20 protein-coding genes are annotated in these 23,186 nt (G+C 58.5%); 4 read left to right on the forward strand and 16 right to left on the reverse strand.

Features of this window, described 5'->3' with window-relative positions:
• Positions 1–72: 72 nt before the first annotated feature.
• Genes recD2 through EH55_RS03090 form a run of 3 tightly spaced genes read right to left on the reverse strand, consistent with a single transcriptional unit; the run spans position 73 to position 5,615 of the window.
• Positions 73–2,514 (reverse strand): SF1B family DNA helicase RecD2, encoded by a 2,442-nt coding sequence (gene recD2 / locus EH55_RS03080; RefSeq protein ID WP_051682595.1) that lies wholly within the window; start codon positions 2,512–2,514, stop codon positions 73–75.
• An 8-nt stretch (positions 2,515–2,522) separates the two neighbouring features.
• Complete coding sequence (locus tag EH55_RS03085; RefSeq protein WP_037974667.1) at positions 2,523–4,148, reverse strand: amidohydrolase; 1,626 nt, start codon at positions 4,146–4,148, stop codon at positions 2,523–2,525.
• Positions 4,149–4,151: 3 nt separating this feature from the next.
• Positions 4,152–5,615 carry a leucyl aminopeptidase gene (locus tag EH55_RS03090; RefSeq protein WP_037974668.1) on the reverse strand — a complete coding sequence of 488 codons (1,464 nt, stop codon included), beginning with the start codon at positions 5,613–5,615 and terminating at the stop codon, positions 4,152–4,154.
• Positions 5,616–5,918: 303 nt separating this feature from the next.
• Between EH55_RS03090 and EH55_RS03095 the strand changes: the two genes are divergently transcribed.
• Positions 5,919–6,902 (forward strand): threonine ammonia-lyase, encoded by a 984-nt coding sequence (locus EH55_RS03095; protein WP_037974669.1) that lies wholly within the window; start codon positions 5,919–5,921, stop codon positions 6,900–6,902.
• 66 nt (positions 6,903–6,968) lie between these two features.
• Here the strand turns inward: EH55_RS03095 and EH55_RS03100 are convergent, their stop codons facing one another.
• From EH55_RS03100 to EH55_RS03120, 5 genes are all read right to left on the reverse strand, one after another.
• A complete protein-coding gene (locus EH55_RS03100; RefSeq protein ID WP_037974670.1) occupies positions 6,969–7,655 on the reverse strand; it encodes a hypothetical protein in 687 nt (228 codons plus the stop codon).
• Positions 7,656–7,732: 77 nt separating this feature from the next.
• A complete protein-coding gene (locus EH55_RS03105) occupies positions 7,733–8,554 on the reverse strand; it encodes a TIGR02757 family protein (protein ID WP_037974672.1) in 822 nt (273 codons plus the stop codon).
• 2 nt (positions 8,555–8,556) lie between these two features.
• Positions 8,557–9,081, reverse strand: a complete 525-nt coding sequence (locus tag EH55_RS03110; RefSeq protein ID WP_037974674.1) for a flavin reductase family protein — start codon at positions 9,079–9,081, stop codon at positions 8,557–8,559.
• Positions 9,082–9,251: 170 nt separating this feature from the next.
• A complete protein-coding gene (locus EH55_RS03115; RefSeq protein WP_037974676.1) occupies positions 9,252–10,604 on the reverse strand; it encodes a YjiH family protein in 1,353 nt (450 codons plus the stop codon).
• 82 nt (positions 10,605–10,686) lie between these two features.
• Positions 10,687–12,141: an FAD-binding oxidoreductase gene (locus EH55_RS03120; protein WP_236617060.1), complete on the reverse strand. Its 1,455-nt coding sequence runs from the start codon at positions 12,139–12,141 to the stop codon at positions 10,687–10,689.
• A 76-nt stretch (positions 12,142–12,217) separates the two neighbouring features.
• On the opposite strand from EH55_RS03120, the gene EH55_RS03125 reads away from it, so the two are divergent.
• Complete coding sequence (locus EH55_RS03125) at positions 12,218–12,997, forward strand: sulfite exporter TauE/SafE family protein (protein ID WP_037974682.1); 780 nt, start codon at positions 12,218–12,220, stop codon at positions 12,995–12,997.
• 65 nt (positions 12,998–13,062) lie between these two features.
• On the opposite strand, the gene EH55_RS03130 is transcribed toward EH55_RS03125, so the two are convergent.
• Both EH55_RS03130 and glgB read right to left on the reverse strand, forming a co-directional pair.
• Positions 13,063–14,241 (reverse strand): pyridoxal phosphate-dependent aminotransferase, encoded by a 1,179-nt coding sequence (locus EH55_RS03130; protein ID WP_037974685.1) that lies wholly within the window; start codon positions 14,239–14,241, stop codon positions 13,063–13,065.
• On the reverse strand, positions 14,242–16,182 hold the full coding sequence (gene glgB / locus EH55_RS03135) for a 1,4-alpha-glucan branching protein GlgB (RefSeq protein WP_037974686.1): 1,941 nt from the start codon (positions 16,180–16,182) through the stop codon (positions 14,242–14,244).
• A gap of 60 nt (positions 16,183–16,242) precedes the next feature.
• Here glgB and EH55_RS03140 point away from each other — a divergent pair, with 60 nt between their 5' ends.
• Positions 16,243–17,673, forward strand: a complete 1,431-nt coding sequence (locus tag EH55_RS03140) for an FAD-binding oxidoreductase (protein ID WP_037974687.1) — start codon at positions 16,243–16,245, stop codon at positions 17,671–17,673.
• A 91-nt stretch (positions 17,674–17,764) separates the two neighbouring features.
• On the opposite strand, the gene EH55_RS03145 is transcribed toward EH55_RS03140, so the two are convergent.
• From EH55_RS03145 to EH55_RS03165, 6 genes are all read right to left on the reverse strand, one after another.
• Positions 17,765–19,225 (reverse strand): potassium/proton antiporter, encoded by a 1,461-nt coding sequence (locus EH55_RS03145; RefSeq protein ID WP_037974688.1) that lies wholly within the window; start codon positions 19,223–19,225, stop codon positions 17,765–17,767.
• A 61-nt stretch (positions 19,226–19,286) separates the two neighbouring features.
• The gene (locus EH55_RS03150; protein WP_236617061.1) at positions 19,287–20,717 is read right to left on the reverse strand and encodes an MATE family efflux transporter; all 1,431 of its coding nucleotides are present in this window, start codon (positions 20,715–20,717) and stop codon (positions 19,287–19,289) included.
• A 278-nt stretch (positions 20,718–20,995) separates the two neighbouring features.
• A complete protein-coding gene (locus EH55_RS14380) occupies positions 20,996–21,142 on the reverse strand; it encodes a hypothetical protein (RefSeq protein ID WP_160170720.1) in 147 nt (48 codons plus the stop codon).
• Positions 21,132–21,362: a hypothetical protein gene (locus tag EH55_RS03155; RefSeq protein ID WP_037974690.1), complete on the reverse strand. Its 231-nt coding sequence runs from the start codon at positions 21,360–21,362 to the stop codon at positions 21,132–21,134. The genes EH55_RS14380 and EH55_RS03155 overlap by 11 nt, the downstream gene beginning before the upstream one ends.
• Positions 21,362–21,892, reverse strand: a complete 531-nt coding sequence (locus EH55_RS03160) for a L,D-transpeptidase (RefSeq protein ID WP_051682596.1) — start codon at positions 21,890–21,892, stop codon at positions 21,362–21,364. Before EH55_RS03160 ends, EH55_RS03155 begins: the two co-directional genes overlap by 1 nt.
• Positions 21,893–22,234: 342 nt before the next feature.
• Positions 22,235–22,447: a hypothetical protein gene (locus tag EH55_RS03165; protein WP_037974692.1), complete on the reverse strand. Its 213-nt coding sequence runs from the start codon at positions 22,445–22,447 to the stop codon at positions 22,235–22,237.
• A 210-nt stretch (positions 22,448–22,657) separates the two neighbouring features.
• On the opposite strand from EH55_RS03165, the gene EH55_RS03170 reads away from it, so the two are divergent.
• Positions 22,658–23,116: an Lrp/AsnC family transcriptional regulator gene (locus EH55_RS03170; protein WP_051682597.1), complete on the forward strand. Its 459-nt coding sequence runs from the start codon at positions 22,658–22,660 to the stop codon at positions 23,114–23,116.
• Positions 23,117–23,186: the final 70 nt, after the last annotated feature.

Raw genomic sequence — 23,186 nt, forward strand, 5'->3', positions numbered from 1 at the left:
CATCAAACACCGCCTGGCGTACGAAGTAAATGGTGGGCGCAAAGCTGTAAAAATCATCAGTATGTGCTCCCATTACGGTTTCTGATCCATACAGCCTCGTGGCGGACGAGCCGGAGCGCGATGCGAATTTTCTTTCTCTCCATCCTCCGCCTCTTCGAACATGCGTTCAAGCTCGTCGTCGTCGGGGGCGAAGTCGAAGGGAGGCTTTTCCGGCGCTCGGCTGCGGTTTTTCAGACGCTCGGCGAGGCGCGTGTATCTCGTCCGCGTTTTGTCGTTTTCGACCGCTATGCGCAGCGCTTTTTTCTGCCCGACTATCACGACTAATTTTTTGCCGCGCGTTATAGCCGTGTAAAGCAGGTTTCTTTGAAGCATTACGTAGTGCTGAGTGAGCAGCGGGATGACGACGGCCGGATACTCGGAGCCCTGCGATTTGTGTATCGAAACGGCGTAAGCGTGGACGAGCTCTTCGAGTTCGGCGAATTCGTAGTTCACGAAGCCGGAGTCCATTTTCACGGTGACGCGCGCTTCCTCGCCGTCCACCTTCGTTATCGTACCGATGTCGCCGTTGTAGACGTCTTTGTCGTAGTTGTTTTTTATCTGCATCACCTTGTCGCCCTCTTTGAAGACACGCTCAAGGCGCTGCACCGATGCCCCCCGCCCCCTGTTCAGGATTTTCTGCAGTTCTATGTTGAGACGTTTCGTTCCAAGCATTCCGTTGTGCATCGGAGCCAGCACCTGTATGTCGTCCACGGGGTCGAAGTTGAAACGTTTTGGGATGTTTTCGGAGACAAGTTTTTTTATCGTCCGCAGCACCTTCGCGTCGAGCAGCTCTTTGTACTCCTCTTCGCCGAGGCTTTTATCGACCGCTGGCTCTATGAAATAAAAATCTGAAATCTCGCCTCGCTGATTCTCCGGCAGAAGGGGCATGAGCCCGCTGTTGACGCGGTGGGCGTTGACTATTATGCGGCTCTCGCGCCCCTGACGGAATATCTCGCGCAGTTCTACGACGGGGCAGACGCCGGAATCGATGAGGTCTTTCAGCACATTGCCCGGCGAAACCGACGGCAGTTGGTTGACGTCGCCGACGAATATCAGAGACGCCCCTTTCGGCACGGCCTTCAGCAAATGGTGGAAGAGTATCTGATCCACCATCGACGCCTCGTCGACGATCAAAAGGTCGCAGGAGAGAGGGTTGCCCTCGTTGCGCATGAAGAAGCCGTTCGCACCCGGCGAGGAAGCGCTCTCGAACGGATGCGAGCCGCTGCCGGTGTATTCGAGAAGCCTATGGATAGTTTTCGCCTCGTGTCCGGTCGCCTCGGCCATCCTCTTCGCGGCGCGTCCGGTAGGCGCGGCAAGCATCACGTTGAAGCCGCCCTCCTCGCGCAGGCGGAGCACGGCGCGGATTATCGTCGTTTTGCCGGTTCCGGGGCCGCCCGTTATGACCATAACTTTCGAGCCTACCGCCGTCCTTATCGCTTCGCGCTGCGCTTCGGCGAGAGTTATCCCCATCTCGCGCTCAAGCCACGGCAGAGCCTCGTCGCAGTTGACGAATTGGCCGTTGTAAGGCTCGTCTATCAGCGAAAGCAGTTTTTTCGCCGACGCCGTCTCGGCGTAATGAAATGCCGGCAGATAGACGGCATCCCGCTCCATGCCGCTCTCGTCGGTGTATTTTTCTACCGTGATATGCCCCGCGATCCTCGCCTGCTCTATCCCCTCGCGCGCCATTTCGGCGCCGACGAGCAGAGTCTGAGCGGTATGGGTCGCGAGCATTTCGGCCGGCACGAAGACGTGTCCCTCCGCCGTGAGCTGGTTAAGCGCGTAGTGGACTCCGGCGCGGACGCGAAGCGGCGAGTCCTGCGCGATGCCTAATTTGCGCGCTATCTTGTCCGCTATCGTGAAGCCTATACCGGCGACGTCCTGCGCCATGCGGTAGGGATTTTCCTTCAGCGCCGCTATCGTGCCCTCTCCATACTGGCGGAATATGCGCATCGCGTAGCCCGCCCCTATGCCGTAGCCCTGCAGGAAGACCATCACTTCCCTTATCTCGCGTCGCTCGCGCCAGGACTGGGCGATCTCTTGGGCTTTTTTCGCGCTTATACCGCGGATATGCGTAAGGCGTTCAGGCTCCTCGTCGAGCACGGAAATGGTGTCCCCGCCGAACTCTTCGACGATTTTTTTCGCGGTCGACGGGCCTATGCCGCGTATCAGCCCCGAGGCGAGGAATTTTTCTATCCCCTCCGTCGTCGCCGGAATGGCCGGCTCGCATTTCGTCGCGTGCAGCTGCATGCCGTAGCGCGGATTTTTCTCCCAGCGTCCCGTGACCGAGAGCATCTCTCCCGGCGCCGGCTCGGCCATACAGCCGACAACGGTGATAAGGTCCGCGTGGTCGCGCACACTCAAGCGGAGAACGGTATAGCCGTTCTCCGCATTGTGGTATGTAAGGCGCTCCACCTGCCCATTCAACTCTATTTCGGGAAGGGGAGCTGATTTGACAGTGTTTTCTTTATCGGACAAGCTTTATCCTATTTTATGAATCTGATCCTGCCGTCGACCACCGTAAGGCCGTTTTCCACGTTCAGCAGGTCGTTCTCCGACACCGTGAACGGATCGTTCATGAACGCAGCCATGTCCGCGGCCTTGCCGGGTTCGAGCGTGCCGCGCCACGGCAGTTCCCCGCAGATGTTCGCTCCGCCGCTCGTGTAGAGCGAAAAGGCTTCCACCCTGTCGAGGCGCTGCGACGGCATCCAGCCGTGCTCCGGCTTGTCGTTCAGATCCTGGCGCAGTATCGCTGCGCGTATGCCGATGAACGGGTCGAGCGACTCCGAAGGAGCGTCCGAGCCTGCGCCGACCGGAATGCCCGCGTTGATCAGAGACTTCCACGCATAGCTCCAGCGTGCGCGCTCGGCGTCGAGGCGATGCATTACGATCGGCCAGTCGGAGGTGACGAACGCCGGCTGTATGTCGGCCATCACGCCGAGAGAAGCCATACGCGCGTAAAGGTCCGCGCCTCCGACCTGACAGTGGACTATCCTGTGCGCCATATCGGCGTTATCCGCGTCCTTCGCCGCTTCGACCGCGTTCAGACAGCGCTCTATCGCTCCGTCGCCGATCGCGTAAAACGCGACCTGCATGCCCGCCTCCTGCGCCCTTCTGACGAGTTTGTTCATCTCTCCCTGAGAGTGGGAGTAGACTCCGCGGTTTCCCGGGTCGTCGGAGTATTCTTCGCGAAGCGCCGCCGTGCGCGCGCCGAGCGTGCCGTCGACATGTATCTTTAACGGGCCGGAACGGAAGTAGCGCCCGCTTCTTTTATTGTTTCCGCTTTCGATGAAGGAGGCGAGCTCGTCGCCGTCGCGGAGGCACCACTGATGGGATATGCGCAGCGGAATCTTTTCCTCCGATTCGATGGACTCGTAGAGATCGAAAATTTCCTGAACGCTGCCGGCTATCTCGAGGTCGTCCGTCTGCACGGAGGTTATCCCGTGGCTGACGAGCTTGTCGGCCGCTATCGAATACCAGCGGCGCAGCGATTCTTTCGAATGGGGCGGGAGTTTCATCCTGACCCAGTTCACCGCGGTTTCGCTGATTATCCCGTTCGGTACGCCCTTCGCATCCGTCTCGATGACGCCTCCGGCGATACGGAAGCCCGGCACTATGTTCAGCGTTTCCAGCGCCCTGCTGTTCAGCGCCGCGATGTGGCCGCAGGAACGTTCAAAAAAGAGCGGCAGCTCCGTCGAGATTCCGTCAAGGTCGCCTCTGTCGGGGAAGCGGTTCTCGTCCATGTTGTTCTGATTCCAGCCGCGGGCGTAGAACCAGCCGTTCTGAGGCACTGGATTTTCGCTGAGGAATTTTTTAGCGGACGAGACGAGTTCGTCGATCGAACGCGCGCCGCTGAGGTCGAGCGTCTCGAGGCTGCGCCCCGCCGCGATCAGGTGGATATGCGTGTCGGTGAAGCCGGGCAGCACATAGCGCCCCTTCATGTCGAGCACTACGGTCTTCGTATCGCAGCGCGCAAGAATCTCTTTGTCGGTGCCGAGCGCCTCTACCACTCCACCGCGCGAGAAAACCGCCTGCGCGCGGCCGGGATAGGCCATCGGATAGATGACTCCGTTTATAAGCGCAAGTGAATCTCTTCTTCTGTTCTCTGCCATCTTTTACAATTCCGCTACAAGCTCCGCAAGCGTTCGCGCTCCATATCCAGATTCCCCTTTAACGTAGTAACTGTACGGCGATTTTACGAAATCGACGGCGGCCATGTCTATATGAGCCCATGGAATGCCCTTCTCGACGAACTCTTCGAGAAACATCGCCGCCGTTATCGCCCCGCCGTAACGTCCCGCGCCGTTGACGAGGTCGGCTACAGGCGATTTGAGCAGTTTGCGGAGGTTCGGGTCGTCCATCGGCAGCTTCCACATACGTTCCCCGCAGGCCTTAGCCGCGCCTAGGACCTTACCGCCGAATTCTTCGTCGTTGGTGAAAAGCCCCGCCGAGGTCGAGCCGAGCGCCACGGCGCAGGCCCCCGTCAGCGTCGCTATGTCGACTATCATGTCCGGCTTCAGCTCCGACGCATAGCTCAGCGCGTCGGCCAAGGTCATCCTTCCTTCGCAGTCCGTGTTGAAGACTTCTATCGTTTTGCCGTTGCGCGCGCGGACTATGTCGTCCGGCCTGTACGAAGAGCCGCCGGGCATATTCTCCGCCGCGGCAACGATGGCGCTGACCTTCCAAGGAAGAGCGAGCTTCACTATCGCGCGCATGGCGCCGAGCACGGCGCAGGCGCCGCTCTTGTCGCCCTTCATCGTCAGCATGTATTCCGCGGGCTTGATATCGAGCCCGCCGCTGTCGAAGGTGAGCCCCTTGCCTACGAGGACGATGTGCCCCTTGGCGCCGTCTTTCGGCGCGTATGTGAGACGGACGAAGCGCGGCGGATTCGCCGACCCCTTGCCTACCGCGTAATAAGCGCCCATCCTTTCCTCCTCTATTCTTTTTTCGTCCCATATCTCGCAGTCGATGCCGAGCTCCTCCGCGAGCGCCTTCGCCCTTTCGGCAAAGGCGACGGGGGTTATCACGTTGCCCGGCTCGTTCGCCAGGTCGCGAGCCCACATCTGAGCCTCGGCCATCGCCGCGCCGAGCGCCGCGCCCTTTTCGCTGCCGCCCGCTATCACGATATCTTCGACGGGAGCGAACTTGTCTTTTTCGTCCTTTTTGATGTACTTGTCGAAGCGGTAAGAGGCGAGAGAGGCTCCTTCGGCGACGGCGCGCGATCGGCTCTCGTCGGAGGCGTCCGCCATCGTTATCGACAGCGACGGCAGCCCTTTGCCGGCCGCGGCGCGCGCGATGCGGAAGGAAGCTTCGCGAAGGGCGTCGAGAGTGCTTTCTTCCTCGTTGCCAGTGCCGGCGAGCACGACGCAGCGGACGTTCTTCTCCGCCACAGGGATCACGAGGGTAGAGCCGGCTTCCGCTTTAAATTTTTCGTTTACCGCTACGCGGCGGCAGAAATCGCGCGTATCCCCGCGCAGCGGGTCGAGAGGGAGCGTCTCCGCTTCTCCCTGCTGAAGGATTATGCCTATCGCGGCGAGCGCCTCTGCGTCGAAATCTTCGTTTTGAATTCTTATCGTCATCCAATTTCCTCCAAATCCGTCAAGTCCATGATTCATCCGCTCAAACCAAATTCACATTTAATTATCTCACATTTCTGGCCTTTTTTGCACGTTATCCGAAGAATTTTTAAAATTTACGGCAATAAAATCCAGTCTTTTTACGCACTTTCGATTCGACGCGAACGAGCCTTGCAAACTTCTCTGGGAAAGCGCGCTTCGGCGCCCCTTTATAAAAAATTTGCAGCAGCCCGCAGGCTTTACCATAAAAAGTATATTTTTATGGTAATATTATTAAACAAACCAAAGCGTTATGGAGGCGAAGCGATGGATAAACTTCCCTTTGACCCGACCATCACCGACGTGCTCAAGGCCTATAAGTTTTTAAAAGAGCGCGTGAGGCACACGCCTGCCGAATATTCGCGACAGCTCAGCGAAAGGGCGGGCGCGCCGGTCTATTTGAAGCTTGAGAACCTTCAGATCTGCGGATCGTTCAAGGTGCGCGGGGCCCTTTACAAGATGAACACGTTGACGCCGTCCGAGCGCGCGCTCGGCGTCGTGACCTGTTCGAGCGGCAACCACGGACAGGGCGTCGCGATGGCTGCGAAGGAACTCGGCGTCAAGACGAAGATCTTCGTGCCGAAGGATTGTCCCGAAACAAAAAAGGCCGCGATAAAATGGCTCGGCGGAGAATTCGTCGAGCTGATAGTCACCGAGGGCGATTACGATTTCGCCGAGAAGGAGTCGCACGAATATTCGGCGAAGCAGGGCATGACGTACGTATCGTCGTTCGAAGATCCTACCGTCATCGCAGGCCAGGGCACGGCGGCGTTCGAAATGTTCACGGACGTCCCGGATATAGAGCTGCTTCTCGTTCCGGCCGGCGGCGGCGGGCTGCTGAACGGAACGGCGATAGCGGCGAAGGCCCTCAATCCGAACGTCGAAATCTGGGGCGTTCAAAGCGAAGCGTCGAACCCCTGGGTCGTCTCGTGGCGGGACGGAATAGTCAAGGAAGTGACCTACGCGGAATCGATCGCGGACGGGCTGTACGGCGGAATCCCGCAGAGCACGCTCACTCTCGCCAAGACGCGCGTGAAGGGGATACTCGAAGTGACGGAAAAAGATTTGGCGCGCGCGATAGCGTTCATGTTCCGCGAACAGCGCTACGTCATCGAGGGCGCCGGCATAGCCGGGATCGCGGCCGCGCTAGCCGGCAGGGCTCCGATAAACGGAAGGAAGACCGGCATAGTCGTCTCCGGAGGCAATATCGACGACGCCAAGCTGTCGAAGATTCTCGCCGAATACAAATAGGGAAACGTTCTGCGGAAAAATTTTTGCGGGGCGCGCCGATGAAGCGCGTCCCGCAGCTTTTATCCGCTATCTGTCGGCCTTTTCGATCCCCATCGCGGGAAGCGGAGGGACCTTCAGCTCCGGAGCCGGGCCGAGGACTTCCTTGGTCGCGTCGAGCTCCATATCGAAGAGCGCCTGCGTCACTCGCATCTGAGTAAGGTCGTCGGTCTCGTAGCTTATCGAGCAGCGCCTGTAGCCGAACTTCTCGGCGAAAAACGAAATGTTCGACTTTTCAAGCCCGCAGTGTCTCTGAAACGCGCGGTGAAGCGACTGGATGAAATCCGCTTCGTTGAAGAAGGGATCCTCGTCGATCAGCATAAGCACCTTGCATTCGTCGACGAGCACGTCTCCGTCCCAGATGTCGCAAAGCGTCAGGCCGGCCATCAGCCCGGGGAATTTACGAAGCAGAGGGAGCACCGAATGCTCTAACTGTTCCGAATAGGCGAAGACCATCGTAAAGCCCAGCTCCGTCGTCTCGTTGCGCTGGGGGTCGATCATGTTCTGCCTCGCCATCGTCCCGATGTTGCCGCTCTTGAAGCTGCGAAGATATAAAAATTCGCTCTTCATCTCGAACGCGAGCCCGGCGACCCCCCCGAGCAGCGGATTGTAGAGCCCGTTGACGGAGACCGGCGAAAAATCTCTGCCGTAAGGAACCCACGGCGCTATGTCAAGGTCGATGTTTTGATCCCAGTAAGGAAGTATCGAAGAAATCATCCCTGCCGCAGCCTCCTTTTCGTTTTGTGAAATTATAGCATCACAGCGCGGCCAGGTAAACAGCAAGCGGCGCCGCGTCAGCGCCCCCTGCCGCAGTGCCACTTTTCGAAGAGCTCTTCCACCGTCATCTCTTCGCGAATGCCGTAACGCGTCAGAGAAAAATCATATTTCACCGGATCCTCCGCGCAGAGCTCCCTGAAATTTTCCGTTATCTCGGCGGCCGCCCTGCCGTTCGCGCTCTTCAGCGAGCAGAGGCCGAGCGTCGACGCTATGTTGAAGAGGTGCGTATCGAGCGGGACGATCAGGTCGGCGGGAGAGATTTCCCGCCAGCCGCCCGGGTCGACGTCGTCGTGCCGCACCATCCAGCGCAGATAGAGCGCCATGCGCTTACAGGCGCTGCCCTTCGACGGACGAGGCAGGAGGAAGGAATTCTCGCAGCCGGCGTAGGCGTTCATCGCGCCGGCGAAATTTTCCATCGCACCGTAAATATCGCCGCGCCACCCCGAGAGAAACAGTTTTTCCAGGGAGCCGTATTCGCGCAGTGCGCCGCCTATCGCGCCCAGAAAGCCGCAGATGGAAGCGCAGTCGGTGAACCTGTGCACGAAGCCTGCGAGTTTCTCTTCGTATTCGCCGCGCCCGCTCCGCTTCAGATATTCGGCGGGATGCTCTCCTAAAGCCTCAAGGACGCGCCGCACGCTCCTCAATATCTGCGCCACCCTGCCGTAGGCGAGGGCCGAGGCGATCAGCCCGACGACTTCGCGGTCCGCCGCGCTTTCGTAGCCGTACAGGAATTGCAGCGGGTCCGGCGAAACATAGATACGCCTGTTGTAATCCCCGTAAATTTTTTCAAATATCGGCCTGCTCGCCGCCCTCGCCTCGGCGCTCTCCAGAGGCCTCATGACTATTTGAGCGCGTTGAAGCCGAAAGTAGGCGCCGTCTTTGGCGACTTGCCCTTCTTGATGCTGTGGTATTCGCCGTAGGTCAGAAGAGGCGCTTCTTTGAAGAATACCGACTCGCGCACCTCGCCGACGAAAAGGATGTGGCTCGGCATGTCGACCGTGCGCACGACTTTCGCGTCGAACGCCGCGGCGCACCAGTCTTCGACGAGCGGTGTGCCTCCCTCGGACATCCTGTATTTGACGTTCGCGAATTTGTCTATGTCGCGCCCCGATTTGAAGCCGAACTGGCCGATGAAAGTCATCGGCACGTCGCGCTCAAGCACGGAAACGGAAAAGACCCCGCTCTTCGAGATCAGCTCCGTCGTAAGGTTAGCCTTGTTGAGGCAGGTAGCTACGCACAGAGGCTCCGAGGTTATCTGCATCACAGTGTTTGCGATCTGCCCGTTCAGCCTGCCGTCAAGGTTAGTGCTGACTACATACATGCCGTAGGTCAGCGAAAACATTGCCTTCATATCGATGTTCGCCATATCGCCCACTCCTTTGTCATGTTATAGAGATATTTTATTTAAAGTCGCTATAAGCATCATAACCAAATCGGCGCGGTTGTCAAGCGGAAGTTATTGCAATATTGCAGGGCGCAGAAGGCCGGGAAATTACACTGGGGCCGCCGCGGCGGCCCCAGTGCGTTTAGGGCTTCTCAGCAGAAAAGCCAGGCGAAGGGCGCGAGCAGGAAGACGCTGAGCACGGCCCTTATGACATAGATTCCCGTCAGCTTCCAGAAGGAAAGGGGAATCGAAGACTGAAGGATAAGCACTCCGACTTCGGTCATGTAGATGAGGCCGGTGCCGGAGATGCAGGCGCACATGAATTTCGCGGCCACCGCCGTGCGCCCCGAGCCGACGACCGCCGCGAGGAACTGGTCGGCGTACGCGAGGATGAAGGCCGGAGCGACTTCCTTCGCCTCGGGTATCTTCATGAGCTGCAGGCACCAGGCGAACGGCGCCGAGAGTATCTGGAAGACTGGCGTGTTGTTGGCGATGATCAAAACGATAGTCCCCCAAGATACTACGAGCGGCATCGTGCTGACGACGAGCGAGACGAAGGTCTTGACTCCGGAATCGATCGTCATGGAGGCCGTCTGCTTCGCCGAGCGCTCGACCGCTAGCCTTAGGGCCCAGTCGCCGAGCGAATAGCCTTCGGGGATGTCGTCGCCGACGCGGCGCTTGCCGGCCTTGCCGGAGAAGGTGTCGGGCATAGACGAAAGCGGCCAGATGCGCGGCATGATTAGCGCAAGAATAAATGTCACCGCGTAAATTGCGGCCATGATCTGGAAGTACATGTTCGGCAGGCCGACGAAATCGGCCATTACGTAGATGTAGGCGATGCTGATTACCGAGAATGCCGTCGTGATTATCGAGGCTTCCCTGTCCGAGTAATAGCCCTCGTCGTGCACCTTAGTCGTTATGACGACCGCGACGGAGCAGCTTCCGACCCACGACGCGAGGCAGTCGACCGCGGCGCGCCCGGGGAGCCTGAAGAGCGGCTTCATGATCGGACGCGCGTAGGTGCCGACGTATTCCATGAGCCCGTAGTCTGTGAGCAGAGGCACGACCCCGGCCAGGACGATGAATATGACGAGCAGCGCCGGCGCCAGCAGGATGCCGGGCGTCCCGCCGTTGTCCATGTTCCATATGACTTCAGGGCCGATCTTGAAGTATATCAGGATGTAAAGCGCCGCGCCGAGCAGGCGGGAAATAAGCCAGAATGGTTTGACTATCAGCAGTCCCCCCCAGAACGGATCCTTAACTATTTTTTCCGGCTTCGCGACCGTCGCCCAGAGCGAAACGAGCGCGGATATCACGACGAGGACCATCGCGATGCCCGGCAGGACCGGCTTCAATACCGCCTTGCCCCAGTCGATGACGATGCCCAAGATCGTGTTGAGGCTGCCCTTCATCGGTATGGGCAGCAGGAACACGAGCGCGCCGATGAGGGATGGGATCAAAAAGTGCATGACCTGCGCCGATGTGTAACTCTCTTTTTTTGCCATTTCAGCAGATTCCTTTCGTATTGGATTTTGTTTATAATTGACGCGGCCGGAGATTTTTTCCTCCTTTCACTTCCGCCGCATTTTATAAATCGAATATTTTTCCCGGGTTCATGATGTTGTTCGGATCCAGCGCCTTCTTTATCTTCTTCATAAGTTCAAGATTTTCGCGGGGGCAGAGCTCTGCGAAATATTTTTTGCGCTTGCTGCCTATCCCGTGCTCGCCGCTTATCACGCCGCCGAGCTCGGCCGTCATCCGGAAGAGCTCCCACTCTATCTCCGTCTCAACGCTCTGCCAGCGCTCCATCATCATATCGGTCGGCTTCAGAAAGGTCGGATGTAGGTTGCCGTCTCCGGCGTGACCGAAGTTAGCCGCGCGGACGCCGAAGCGGCGCTCCATTTCTTTGAGGCCGCGCGCTATGTCGGGGATCTTGGATATCGGCACGACTATGTCCTCGTCTGTCTGCACGGGGTCCGTCACGCGCAGGGCCTCGTCGATGTTCCTGCGGACGGCCCATATCCTTTCGCGCGTGAAGCGCGTGTCCGCGACGTATATCTCCGACGCGCCGCCTGCCTTCAGCAGTTCGCCGGCGCGTTCGATATCGTTGTCGAGCGCGTCCTGGTCGCTCCCGTCCACTTCGACGAGCAGCACCGCGCCGACGCCTTCCGTAGGCAGCTCCTCGTTCAGAAATTCGCAGGCTTTGACGTAGCAGTACGCATCTATGTACTCTATCGACGACGGGATGAGCCCTCCGCGCGCCATCATACGCGGCACGGCCGCGATCGCGCCCGCCGTGTCGGCAAAGAGCGCGAGCAGCGCCGCGCGGTTTCTCATCAGAGGCTGAAGGCGCAGGATTATCTTCGTGACGTAGCCGAGCGTGCCCTCGGAGCCGACGAAGAGCTCCTTCAGCGAGTAGCCGGAGACGTCCTTCATCAGCTTGCCTCCGAGCGTCAGTATCTCGCCCGTCGGCAGCACGACCTCCAGCCCCAGCACGTAGCGCATCGTTACGCCGTACTTGACCGCATTGCCGCCCCCGGCGTTTTCGGCGACGTTGCCGCCTATGTGGCAAGAGAGCACGCTCATCGGATAGCCGGTATAGGCGAGCCCCTTCTCCGCCGCCGCGGCGTTTATTTCGCTCGTTATCACGCCGGGCTCCGTCACGACGGCCATATTCTCTTCGTCTATCTCTATTATGCGGTTGAGCCTCTCGTCCGATATCACGATGCCGCCGCGCAGCGCGAGGGCGCCGCCAGAGAGCCCCGTGCCGCCGCCGCGCGGCGTGACGGGAATCTTGTATTTGTTCGCGGTTTGCAAAATCTCCGACACTTCGCGGGCCGACGAGGGAGCGACGACGACGTCCGGCATGAAGCGCTCCTCCGGCCTGAGGGTCGTCGTCTCGTCGCGCGAACAGGCTTCGCGCTTCTCCTCCGTCGTCCAGACGTGGGAGGCGCCCGCTATCTCCGCGAGCTCCAAGATTATTTTTTCCGTTACCGCGCCGTAGCCCATGAAAAAGCCACCCTTCTTTTCATAGTTTAACATTTCGGCGTTTTCATCTGTTAGATTATATTATAATATTCGCAGTTTGAATTAGTGATTTTGCGAGGTCGTTGCCTTTATGAACGGATTTTTTGAAATATCGAAGCTCTCTCTGATCTTTCTCTGCTTTCTCGTCTTCGTCGCGGGCTTCGTAGACGCGTCGGCCGGAGGCGGAGGGCTCATTTCGCTTCCGGCGTACTTCTTCACGGGCATGCCGGCACACCTCGCGCTCGGCTGTAATAAATTTTCCGGCTTCTGCGGCGGCGTCTTTTCCGTAATGAAATTCTGGCGCGGCGGGGCCGTAAGGCTGCGCGCGGCCCTCGTGGCCGCGGCCGGCTCCTTCATCGGTTCCGTGGGCGGCTCGATGACCGCCCTCGTGCTGCCGGAGCACGTTATAAAGACGATGGTGCTGACCATTCTACCCTGCGCGGCGGCGATAATATTACTTAAGAGGGAGATGGGCGACGAGGACCGCTCGCGTTCGCTCGGGCGCGGCAAAGCCGACGCGCTTTCGCTGGCGATCGGGCTTCTGATAGGCTTTTACGACGGAGTCTTCGGCCCCGGCACAGGGACCTTCGCGATAATGGCCTTCTCCGCCCTGATGGGCTTCGACCTGAGGACGGCGTCGGGCAACGCGAAAATTTTAAATCTCGCCTCCAACGCCGCGTCGGCGATCACTTTCGCGGCCGCGGGAAATATTTTGTACGGCATCGCTCTTCCCGCCGCGCTCTGCGGCATAGCGGGGAATTTCGCCGGCGCCCATATGGCTCTGACGAAAGGCTCGAAGTTCATCCGCCCGATGATGCTCTGCGTGCTTGCGCTGCTGATGCTCAAAATCCTCTGGGACCTGCTGTCGTAGGACAAGAAACAGGCGCCGAAAGGAGCGCGGCGCTCCCCTTCGGCGCTTCGGCCAAAGAAAGATTTTTACAGGCTCTCGACGGCCTTTTTGATTCTCGCAAGCCCTTCTTCAACGTAATCGTAAGCGCGGCAGTAGGCGATGCGGATGTGCCCAGGCATCCCGAAGACTTCGCCGGGGACGGTCGAAACTCCGGCTTCCTCAAGCAGCCACGAGCAGAATTTAAAGCCGTCCATGCCGAGCGCCGCGATCTTCGGGAAGGCGTAGAACGCCCCGGCCGGCGTCGCGGCTTCGAAGCCTTTTATATCGTTCAGCCATCTGACTACCATATCGCGGCGGCGGCGGTACTCCGCTATCATCGCTTCGACGTCGGCGTCCGCGCCCGCGAAGGCCTCGACTACGCCGGCCTGAGCGAAGGAGTTGGCGCAGGTCGTAAGATTCTGGTGGCACTTGTTCACGTACGGGCGCATATCCTCGGGGGCAACGACCCAGCCGATGCGCCAGCCCGTCATCGACCACGTCTTCGACGCGGCCGAGATCGTGACTGTGCGCTCGGCCATGCCGGGCAGGCTCGCGATGCTGACGTGCCCGCCGTCGTAGACGAATTTTTCATAGCATTCGTCGGAGATTACCCAGATGTCTCTTTCTACGGCCACGGCGGCGATCTCTTCGAGATCCTCTTTAGTGAGCACGGCGCCGCTCGGGTTGTTGGGCGAATTTAAAAGGACGGCCGAGGTCTTCGGCGTGATCGCGGCGGCGATATCGTCGACACGGACACGGAAGCCGTTCTCCATCTTCGTAGGCACGGCGACGAGCTTCGCGTTCGATATCGCTATCTCGTCGGCGTAGGCCGAGAAGTAGGGGGCGGGGACGATGACCTCGTCCCCCGGCTCGAAGAGCGTCAGAAAGGAGGCTGTAAGGGCTTCCATCGCACCGTTCGTGATAACGACATTTTTATCGGCGTCGACGTCCATACCGTTCTCGCGGCGGTATTTCTCGGCGACCGCACAGCGAAGGTCGTAGGCCCCCGCCATGTCCGTGTAATGGACGTTGCCCTCTTCGATCGCCTTTATCGCCGCGTCCTTCGCGCACTTAGGCGAATCGAAATCCGGCCGGCCTATCTCCATATGGATTATGCTCCTCCCCTCCTCCTCCATCTCGCCGGCGCGCGTCAAAATCTCGCGTATGCCGCCAGACATCTTTATCGAAGCCATGCGGCCGTTGGGAAACTTTTTCTTTGTCGCCATCTATTTTTCCTCCTGTTCGGATATTGTTTCCGCTTCGCCGCTCACAAATATCAGAAAGCCGAGCGGCGGCAGCGTCATCTCCGCCGAATAATCCCTGCCGTGGAAGGGAACTTTTTCCGCCCGCACTCCGCCCATGTTGCCGCAGCCGGAGCCTCCGTAGATTTCCGCGTCGCTGTTCAGCGCCTCGCGCCAGAAGCCTCCGCGCGGCAGCCCGATTCTGTAGCCGACGCGCACGACCGGCGTAAAATTCGCGGCGGCGACGATAAGCTCCCCTTCGCTTTCGCCGCGGCGTATAAATGATACCACTCCGGAGTCTCTGTCGCTGCAGTCGATCCACTCGAAGCCCTCCGGCCGCTGGTCGAACCGCCACAACGCCGCGTGAGCTTTGTAAAAATTGTTTGCGTCGGAAAACCATTTGGCAATGCCCGCGTGGCGCGCGTCCCCGAGCTGCTGCCAGTCAAGCGCCCTGTCGTGGCACCATTCGCGGCTCTGCCCGAACTCGCCGCCCATGAAGAGCAGCTTTTTGCCCGGATGGCAGAGCATCCAGCCGAGCGCGAGGCGCAGATTAGCGGCCTTCTGCCATTCGTCGCCGGGCATCTTCTCGAAGAGGGAGCGCTTGCCGTAGACGACCTCGTCGTGCGAAAAGGGCAGCACGAAATTTTCCGAGTAGGCGTACCACATGCCGAACGTGAGCTTGTCGTGCGCATATTTTCTGTAGACGGGATCCTGCGAGATGTACGAGATAAAGTCGTTCATCCAGCCCATGTTCCATTTATAGCCGAAGCCCAAACCGCCGAGCCACACGGGCTTAGTGACGGCCGGCCACGACGTCGACTCCTCCGCGGTGACCGATATTCCTTCAAAATCTTCGTAAAGCGCGCTGTTGAGCTCGTGCAGGAAGTCTATCGCTTCGAGGTTTTCCTTGCCGCCGTATCTATTGGGCAGCCATTCGCCGCCGCGGCGCGAATAATCGAGATAGAGCATCGAAGCGACGGCGTCGACCCGTATGCCGTCGGCGTGATAGCGCTCCAGCCAGTAGTGGGCCGAGGATATCAGAAAGCAGCGCACCTCGCTGCGTCCGTAGTTGAATATAGCGCTCTTCCAGTCGGGATGGAAGCCGCGGCGGCCGTCCTCGTGCTCGTAGAGGGCCGTGCCGTCGAATCTGTAGAGCCCGAACGAATCCGTCGGGAAGTGCGACGGCACCCAGTCGAGAATCACGCCGACGCCGCGCCTGTGCAGCGCGTCGATGAGGCACATGAGCTCCTCGGGGCTTCCGTAGCGCGAAGTCGGCGCAAAATATCCCGTCGTCTGGTAGCCCCACGAGCCGTAAAAGGGATGCTCCATCACGGGCATGAATTCAACGTGAGTGAAGCCGTTCGCGGCGAGATAATCCGGCAGCTGTTCCGCCAACTCCCGCCACGATAAAAAAGAATCGTCCGCCCTTCTCCGCCACGAACCGGCGTGCATCTCGTATATCGACTGGGGCGCGTCGACCGAGTTCTTGGCGGCGCGCATCATCATCCATTCGGCGTCGCGCCACTCATACGAAGGAGAGGCGACGACGGACGCCGTAGCCGGCATCTTCTCCGACGCGAAAGCCAAGGGGTCGCTTTTTTCAATGAGATCGCCGGAGGCCGTCCTTATCACGAATTTATAGCGGCAGCCCTCCGCGACGTTCGGCACGAAGCCTTCCCAAATCCCTGAGGAATCCCAGCGCGGAGAGAGCGGATGGCTTTCGCGGCGCCACGAATTGAAGTCTCCCATAATGAAGGCCGCGGCCGCGGCCGGCGCCCAAACGGCGAAGAGCGTCCCAGACGCGCCTTCGTGCTTCGCGAGGTGCGCGCCGAGAAACTCGTATATCCTCCTGTGCGTGCCCTCGCGGAAAAGATAAATGTCTTCCTCGCCGGCGAGAGAAACTCCGTGTATAATCTTCTCCGTCATCTTATCGCCTCCCGCAATAATATGATATTATAGGCGATAGCTGCTTTCGGAGGAAAGAAAATGACCGATCTCTTTTCATACAATAAAATAACCGCGGAAATCGCGGAGGAAATAAGAAAAAAAATAGGCGCAAACAACGTCAGCACCGACGAAGAAAAGCTTGAAAGCTATTCTCACGACGAAGTGCCGCAGAGCAACTACGGCAGAAAATATATAGCCGAGCTCCTCGTATTCCCGGAAAGCACGCAGCACGTCTCGGAAATCATGAAAATAGCGCACGACGAAAGGATACCGGTGACGCCGCGCGGCGCCGGAACGGGGCTGTCGAGCGGAGCTCTTCCCGTTTTCGGCGGCATCGTGATGAGCTTCGAGAAGATGAACCGCATAATAGAGCTCGACGAGGACAACCTTACGATAACCGTCGAGCCCGGCGTCGTCACCGCCGAGATAAGCAGGATGGCCTCACGTCACGATCTGCTGTACGCCGGGGACCCGTGCAGCGGCGACGCCTCCTTCATCGGGGGCAACATCGCGGAAAACGCCGGCGGCAACAAGGTGATAAAATACGGAGCGACAGGGGCTCAGCTGCTCGCGCTGGAAGCAGTACTCGCGGACGGCAGCGTGACGTGGTTCGGCGGCAAAAGGCGCAAGGACGTCACGGGGCTGGACTTCGTGCACCTTATGGCCGGCTCCGAAGGGATACTCGCCGTGATAACCAAAGCTGTGCTGAAGCTCCTGCCTCTGCCGCGCCATTCGGTCGACCTTCTTGCGGCCTTCCCCGACGCGCGGAGCGCTATAAATTTCGTCCCGCGCATCGTGACCGAGGGCGGATTGATACCGGCGTCCGTTGAATTCATGGACGACAAGGCGCTGAAGCTCGTTGAAAAATATCTGAACGCCAGCGTGCCGGCGGGAGACGCCGGCGCGGCTCTGATAATCCAGCTCGAGGGCAACGACGAGGAGCGCCTCGAAGAGCAGTTCGAAGCGATAGGCAAACTGTCGCAGAGGCACGGCGCCTACGAGGTCTACGTCGCCGACACGCGCAGCACGAAGGAGCGCATCTGGCAGGCGCGCAAAGGCGTGCCTGAGGCCCTCTCCGCCTTCTACAGCCGCTACACGAAGGAGGACCTCGTCGTCCCGACCGCCTCGGTGCCGAAGCTGCTGGAAATGTTGCGCGGCGAAACCGAACCCTACGGCCTTGAATATATAACCTACGGGCACGCCGGCGACGGAAACATGCACTGCACGATAGTCTGCCCCGAATGCGACAACTGGCACGACCGCCTGCACGCCGCGCAGCAGCGCATCTATGCGAAGCTGATAAAGATGGGCGGCACCTTATCAGGGGAGCACGGCATAGGCTACAAGCGCAGGGGCTATATGAAATTCTTCCTTGACGACGCGCAGATAGAGCTCATAAAAAGGGTGAAGCTCGCCTTCGACCCGCAGAACATTTTAAACCCCGGCAAGCTCGTAGATTGGGGGAAATGACACGGGAAATAAAATTTAGAAGCCATAAATAAAATAAACCGTTTCCTCACGCGACGAAAAACGCGCCGCGGGAGATTTTCCGACCGGCGGCCTAAACCAGCGCGAGGCGCTCCTTCAGCGCGAGCAGCGCTTCGGTCTTCCCGGTTGTGACCATAAGCGTGTCCCCCTCTTTGATCAGCGTCTTTCCCGTCGGCGCTATAGTGCTCTCGCCGCGCTTTATAAGCATTATGCGCACGCTCTCGGGGAATTTCATATCGCTGACCGCCATCCCTACCGCTTTCGAGCCCCTTACCACGCGCAGCTCGTAGAGAGTGCCCTGTATATCCTCCTCGTAGTCGGTAAAGCTGCGCGAGACGAGGGTCTTGTCCTCCTTGTCGAGCTGTCCGAGCATCGACGCGACGGGCGTCAGCATCGAGCCCTGTATGATGACCGAGGTCAGGGAGATGAAAAAGACCATGTTGAAGATCGTGTCCGCGTTCTGAATCCCCTCCGTCAGAGCGTAGGTCGCAAATACTATCGACGACGCCCCGCGCAGCCCGACCCACGAGACGAAGAGTTTCGCCTTCAGCGGATATTTGAAGCCGGAGAGCGTTATGAAGACCGCCGCCGGGCGGATCAGGAACATCAGCGCGGCGGACATGACAAGCGCCGGCAGCCAGACCGCGCGCAGCTGCGAGGGAAATACGAGAAGGCCGAGCGTCACGAACACGAGTATCTGCATCAGCCACGAAAAGCCGTCGAAGAAGCGCACAAGCGACGTCTTATGGACGAGCTTGACGTTTCCCATGACCATCGCCGCGATGTAGACGCCGAGCAGCCCGTTGCCGCGCATAAGCTGCACCGCCGCGAAGACGAACGAGGCGATCGTCGCCGCGACGACGGGATAAAGGCCGTCGCTGTTGAGCCTGATGCGGTTTATAAGCAGCGCTCCGGCAAAGCCGAAGGCGAAGCCGAGCCCGGCGCCTACAGCGAGTTGCATCACGAACATCAGCGCGTATCCAAAAAAGCCGCCGCCGTCGGACTTCATAAGGCTGATTATCGTTATCGTCAGCATGTAGGCCGCGGGGTCGTTGCTGCTGCTCTCAAGCTCGAGCAGCGGCGCAAGCGGCGCTTTTAGGTTCATGTTGTTGGAGCGCAGTATGGAAAAGACCGAGGCCGCGTCCGTGCAGGAAACGACGGAGCCCAGCAAAAGCCCTTGCATAAGAGTGAGCCCGAGAAGGAAATGTGCCGCAACGCCGACGAGAATGGCCGTTATCATCACGCCGGCCGTCGAGAGCAGCGCGCCAGGCAGCAACACCTCTCTCGCCGACTTCCAACTCGTCGCCATGCCTCCGGCAAAAATGATATAGCAGAGCGCGAAATTCCCTATCGAGCTCGCTGCGCTGGCGTTGTCGAAATAAATTCCGCCAGCGCCCTCTGAGCCCATTATCATGCCGGCAAAAATGAAAAAGACGAGGACGGGGATGCCGGCCTTAGTGATAAGACGGCTGAAGGCGATGCAGAAGAGCAGTATCGCGGAAACAAAAACTATAAGGACGTTTGCGTTCTCCAAAAAAATCGGCCTCCTTTTACGAAATCGTGACGACGGACGTTGCGCAGAAGCACGCGCCGAGCTACCGCTGCAATTTGTGCGGCAAAAGCTTGTGCCGCGCGATCCATCTGAAGCAGAGCACGTGGGCGCCGGCCGTAAGCATCCAGGAGACGGGATAAGAAAGATAGACCGTCGTGACGCTGCGGAAGGCGTCGATCTGGAAGGCGGCCGCGACCCAGGCGATGCGCAGCACGCAGGAGCCGATCAGCGAAACGGTCATAGGCAGCACCGAGTAGCCGACGCCGCGGATCGCGCCGACCATATCGTCCATAACGCCGCAGAGCGTATAGGTGCCGCAGAGTATCCAGATACGCGACATGCCGGCCTCTATCACATTTTCGCTCGTCGAATATATACCGAGCAGCGTCCTGCCAAAAATGATGCAGAGCGCGCCCATTACCCCGCCGACGGTCACGCTGCAGAGCAGTCCGCGCTTCAGCACCTTGTAAATCCTTCCGATGCGCCCAGCTCCGTAGTTCTGGCTCGTGAAGGAGAGAATCGCCTGATAAAAAGCGTTCTGCGCGAAATAAACGTAAAGCTCTATGTTCATAGCGGCCGAATTCCCCGCCATCACGACGGCGCCGAAGGAATTCACCGACGACTGGATCACCACGTTCGATATGGAAAAGACGACGCCCTGCAGCCCGGCCGGAACGCCTATCTTCATTATCTGGATCAACTTGTCGGGGCTCACCTTCAGCTCGGAGGGCACGAGGCGGATCGCGCCCTTCTCGCGCAGCAGGCAGCGCACGACGAGCAGCGCGGAAACGCACTGCGATATGACGGTCGCTATCGCCACACCGGCGACGTCGAGGCGCAGGTTGATGACGAAGAAAAGATTCAAAAGCACGTTGACCGCCCCGGCGGCGACAAGATAAAAGAGGGGGCGCCTCGTGTCCCCCACCGCGCGCAGCACGGCGCTGCCGAAGTTGTAGACCATCAGCGCCGGCATGCTGAGAAAATAAATGACGAGGTAGAGCGTAGCAAGCCCGAGCACCTCCTCCGGAGTCCGCATCAGGATGAGCAGGCTGCGCGCGCAGGACATGCCGACGACCATCAAGATAAGGCCGCCGCCGAGCCCGAGGAGCATCGACGTGTGGACGGTGCGTTTGAGCTCCTCTTCATCCTTGGCTCCGTAATAGCGCGCGGCCAGCACGTTGGTCCCTATCGAGAGCCCGATGAAAAGGTTCGTAAGCATACCTACCAGCGAACCGTTGGAGCCGACCGCGGCGAGAGAATTGTCTCCAGCGAAGCGCCCCACGACGACGACGTCCGCCGTGTTGAAGAGCAGCTGCAGCACTCCAGAAAAGACCAGCGGGATCGCGAAAAGCAGCATCTTCGGCAGTATAAGGCCTTTGCACATGTCTATCTCATACTTTTTGTTACTCTGCGTCAACATGGCGCCGCCTGTCAGCTCCTCTCCGCAGCCTTCGCAAAATTTGCCTCCGTCCATTCTAACATACGCCGGCGTTATCACAAAAAGCTTGACGCCGCGTCAGGGCACGAAAGAATTGCGCGCTAATCGGCGCGGAGGCGAGGCGGCGCATTTCAGCGGGCGAAAGGCACGAAGGAGCGCCGCCTTCATTTTCCCGCCTCAGCGCGCGCTCCCTTGTCTGAATCAGAAGGTCTGTTGTATTTGTTCCGCTTGGGCGGCCTCATCGTTCCGCCGGAGGGGGGAGCCGCATCGATCGCGCTCCTCTCCGCGCGTCGACCGGCAAGCGCTTGTTGGCGTTATCGAAAAAACGCCGCCACAGCGCCTTCCTCGGCCGGTGAAGCGCCCGCCTGGATAAGAAAAATTCCAATCAAAAACGCCGCGGCGAATGCGCTGTAAGCAGCACTGCTGCACGCGGCGGCGATCATAAGCTTTTTATTTTTCATAGCCGAGTTCTTTTTTAGTCTTCTCTATATCAGCCCTCGTTTCCTTGATCCAGCGATCGAGAGTCTCCGGCTTGATCCTTTTCGATTTCGGGTCGTTGAGCAGCGTGTCGAGCTTCTTTTCCTGAATCTTCAGCCATTCGACCTTCGCCTCGCGGAACTGTATGTCGGCCACGGCGTTGCCGCGCTCGCCGTCGTCTTCTTTGATAAAGGCCCTGCTCATCAGATCGTCTCCTTCGAGAAGGGGATGCCGTCCCCTTCGACGATCACCAGCTTCATCTTCGGCTTGACGTAAGTGACGAGCTCGTTGATATCCCTGTTCTTCAGGCGGATGCAGCCGTGCGTCGCCCTGCGCCCGACGGAGCCGGGGTTGTTCGTGCCGTGTATCGCTATCTGCCATTTGTTGTAGAAGGATATCAGCTTCGAGCCGTAAACTCCATCGGAGGGCTCCCCCTCTTCGTTGAACCACGCGGGATCGTATATGAGCTTGCTGGCGTCCTGTATCACGCGGTAGATGGTGAAGGTCCCGGTCGGTGTGATGAGGTCCATGCGCGACGTCTTGACCTTGCCGAGCCCGCGGCCGATCGACACCGGCCAGCTCTTCACCGTCTCCCCGCCGCGGTAAAGCGTCAGCTTCAGCTTCTCTTTATTGATTCTGATCCAGTATTCGCCGTTCTGCGGAGACCAAGCGGCGAAAGAGGGCGCCGCGCAGAGCAGCAATGCAAGGAGCGGCAGCACAAAAATCTTTTTCATAAGGAACACTCCAATTTCTGTGTAACTCGGTATATTATAATACAAAGAGTTCGTATTTGTACTATATACTTTTTTAAAAATACGAATATCCCAACGCGCGGTAAAACGACAAATTTTGAAAAGGCCGACATATTCGGCAACAACGGCTACGCGCAGTACTTCCGCGCGCTTCCTTATGGAGCTGGAGGGGAGGAGTTAAGCCGAAGCTTGCTTCGAATCGACAAGGGCGGGGCTCAATCAAGGTGCCCCGCCCTCACGATGCTGCTTTCACTTTCTTTAGATTTTCCTGCTACTCTGTGTCGAAAGGGGGCGGTTTCTTTTCGCAAGACCTGCCGCCGCCCTTTATCCGAGGAGCTTTGACGCGACAAGCGCCGCCGCCAGCGCGACGCTCAGAGAGAGGAGCAGCGCGCGGCTGAAGCTCTCGGCTTTCCTGACGTCGCTCTCGGAGTACTCCGCCGCGGCGCTCTCGTATCCGTTCCGCACCCTGCTTTCGCGAAGGTCCTGCTCATAGCGGCAGCTTCTAATTTCGATCGGCGTCCTTAATCTCAGTTCCATTTTTACTTCCTCCTTTGTTTTATTATCTTTTACAGCTATAATTTTACAGAGCTTCGCCAAAATGCAAAGCTCAGAGTCTTTTTACTTTGCGCTTTTTGCTTGAGAAATAGAAGTAAACGGGCGAATTCGCTTCAGTTTTTATTTTTGGATTTCCGATGATTTTTGGTACAATATCCTGCAAATTATCTGACTGAGAAAGGAAGGGTATCAATGCAGACGCCGGACGAGACAAACGTAAAAATACTTGAAGAGCTCTTTGGGAACGCGAGAGCCACCTTCACGGAAATAGGGAGAAAGGTCGGTCTCACCGGCACCGCGGTGCGGGACCGCGTAAGGCAGATGGAAGAGGACGATATAATCTGCGGCTACAGGCCGGTGATAAACTACGCGAACATCGGATACCCGATAAGGGCCCTCGTAATAATAAGGCAGAATCCCGCGCGCCCCGTCTCCGAAGAACAGTGCCACAGGGTCATCAGCATCAGCGGCGGCATAGCGCGCACCTATGAAGTAACTGGAGAGACCGACTTCATCGTCGAGGCGGTATTCAAATCGATGGAGGATATCAAAAAAATGCTGATGGATTTCGTCAAGATAGATCTGATTACAGTGACCTACATAGTTCTCAGCACATCCGAAAGCATGCCGCGGCTTATAAGAAAAAAATAAGGACGGAACTCCGCACCCCGCAAATGTAGGGCGGCGCAGCATATCCTCCTGCGCCGCCTTTTGAATCGAT

The sequence above is a fragment of the Synergistes jonesii genome (genome assembly GCF_000712295.1).
In the GTDB taxonomy this organism is placed as follows: Bacteria; Synergistota; Synergistia; order Synergistales; family Synergistaceae; genus Synergistes; species Synergistes jonesii.

Coding starts and splice junctions, on each gene's coding strand:
- EH55_RS03085 (WP_037974667.1), bottom strand. CDS start 4,148: ATGGCAGAGAACAGAAGAAGAGATTCACTTGCGCTTATAAACGGAGTC.
- glgB (WP_037974686.1), bottom strand. CDS start 16,182: ATGACGGAGAAGATTATACACGGAGTTTCTCTCGCCGGCGAGGAAGAC.
- EH55_RS03140 (WP_037974687.1), top strand. CDS start 16,243: ATGACCGATCTCTTTTCATACAATAAAATAACCGCGGAAATCGCGGAG.
- EH55_RS03130 (WP_037974685.1), bottom strand. CDS start 14,241: ATGGCGACAAAGAAAAAGTTTCCCAACGGCCGCATGGCTTCGATAAAG.
- EH55_RS03095 (WP_037974669.1), top strand. CDS start 5,919: ATGGATAAACTTCCCTTTGACCCGACCATCACCGACGTGCTCAAGGCC.
- EH55_RS03090 (WP_037974668.1), bottom strand. CDS start 5,615: ATGACGATAAGAATTCAAAACGAAGATTTCGACGCAGAGGCGCTCGCC.
- EH55_RS03100 (WP_037974670.1), bottom strand. CDS start 7,655: ATGATTTCTTCGATACTTCCTTACTGGGATCAAAACATCGACCTTGAC.
- EH55_RS14380 (WP_160170720.1), bottom strand. CDS start 21,142: ATGAAAAATAAAAAGCTTATGATCGCCGCCGCGTGCAGCAGTGCTGCT.
- EH55_RS03155 (WP_037974690.1), bottom strand. CDS start 21,362: ATGAGCAGGGCCTTTATCAAAGAAGACGACGGCGAGCGCGGCAACGCC.
- EH55_RS03120 (WP_236617060.1), bottom strand. CDS start 12,141: ATGTTAAACTATGAAAAGAAGGGTGGCTTTTTCATGGGCTACGGCGCG.
- EH55_RS03170 (WP_051682597.1), top strand. CDS start 22,658: ATGCAGACGCCGGACGAGACAAACGTAAAAATACTTGAAGAGCTCTTT.
- EH55_RS03110 (WP_037974674.1), bottom strand. CDS start 9,081: ATGGCGAACATCGATATGAAGGCAATGTTTTCGCTGACCTACGGCATG.
- EH55_RS03150 (WP_236617061.1), bottom strand. CDS start 20,717: ATGGACGGAGGCAAATTTTGCGAAGGCTGCGGAGAGGAGCTGACAGGC.
- EH55_RS03165 (WP_037974692.1), bottom strand. CDS start 22,447: ATGGAACTGAGATTAAGGACGCCGATCGAAATTAGAAGCTGCCGCTAT.
- EH55_RS03115 (WP_037974676.1), bottom strand. CDS start 10,604: ATGGCAAAAAAAGAGAGTTACACATCGGCGCAGGTCATGCACTTTTTG.
- EH55_RS03160 (WP_051682596.1), bottom strand. CDS start 21,892: ATGAAAAAGATTTTTGTGCTGCCGCTCCTTGCATTGCTGCTCTGCGCG.
- EH55_RS03125 (WP_037974682.1), top strand. CDS start 12,218: ATGAACGGATTTTTTGAAATATCGAAGCTCTCTCTGATCTTTCTCTGC.
- EH55_RS03105 (WP_037974672.1), bottom strand. CDS start 8,554: ATGAGGCCTCTGGAGAGCGCCGAGGCGAGGGCGGCGAGCAGGCCGATA.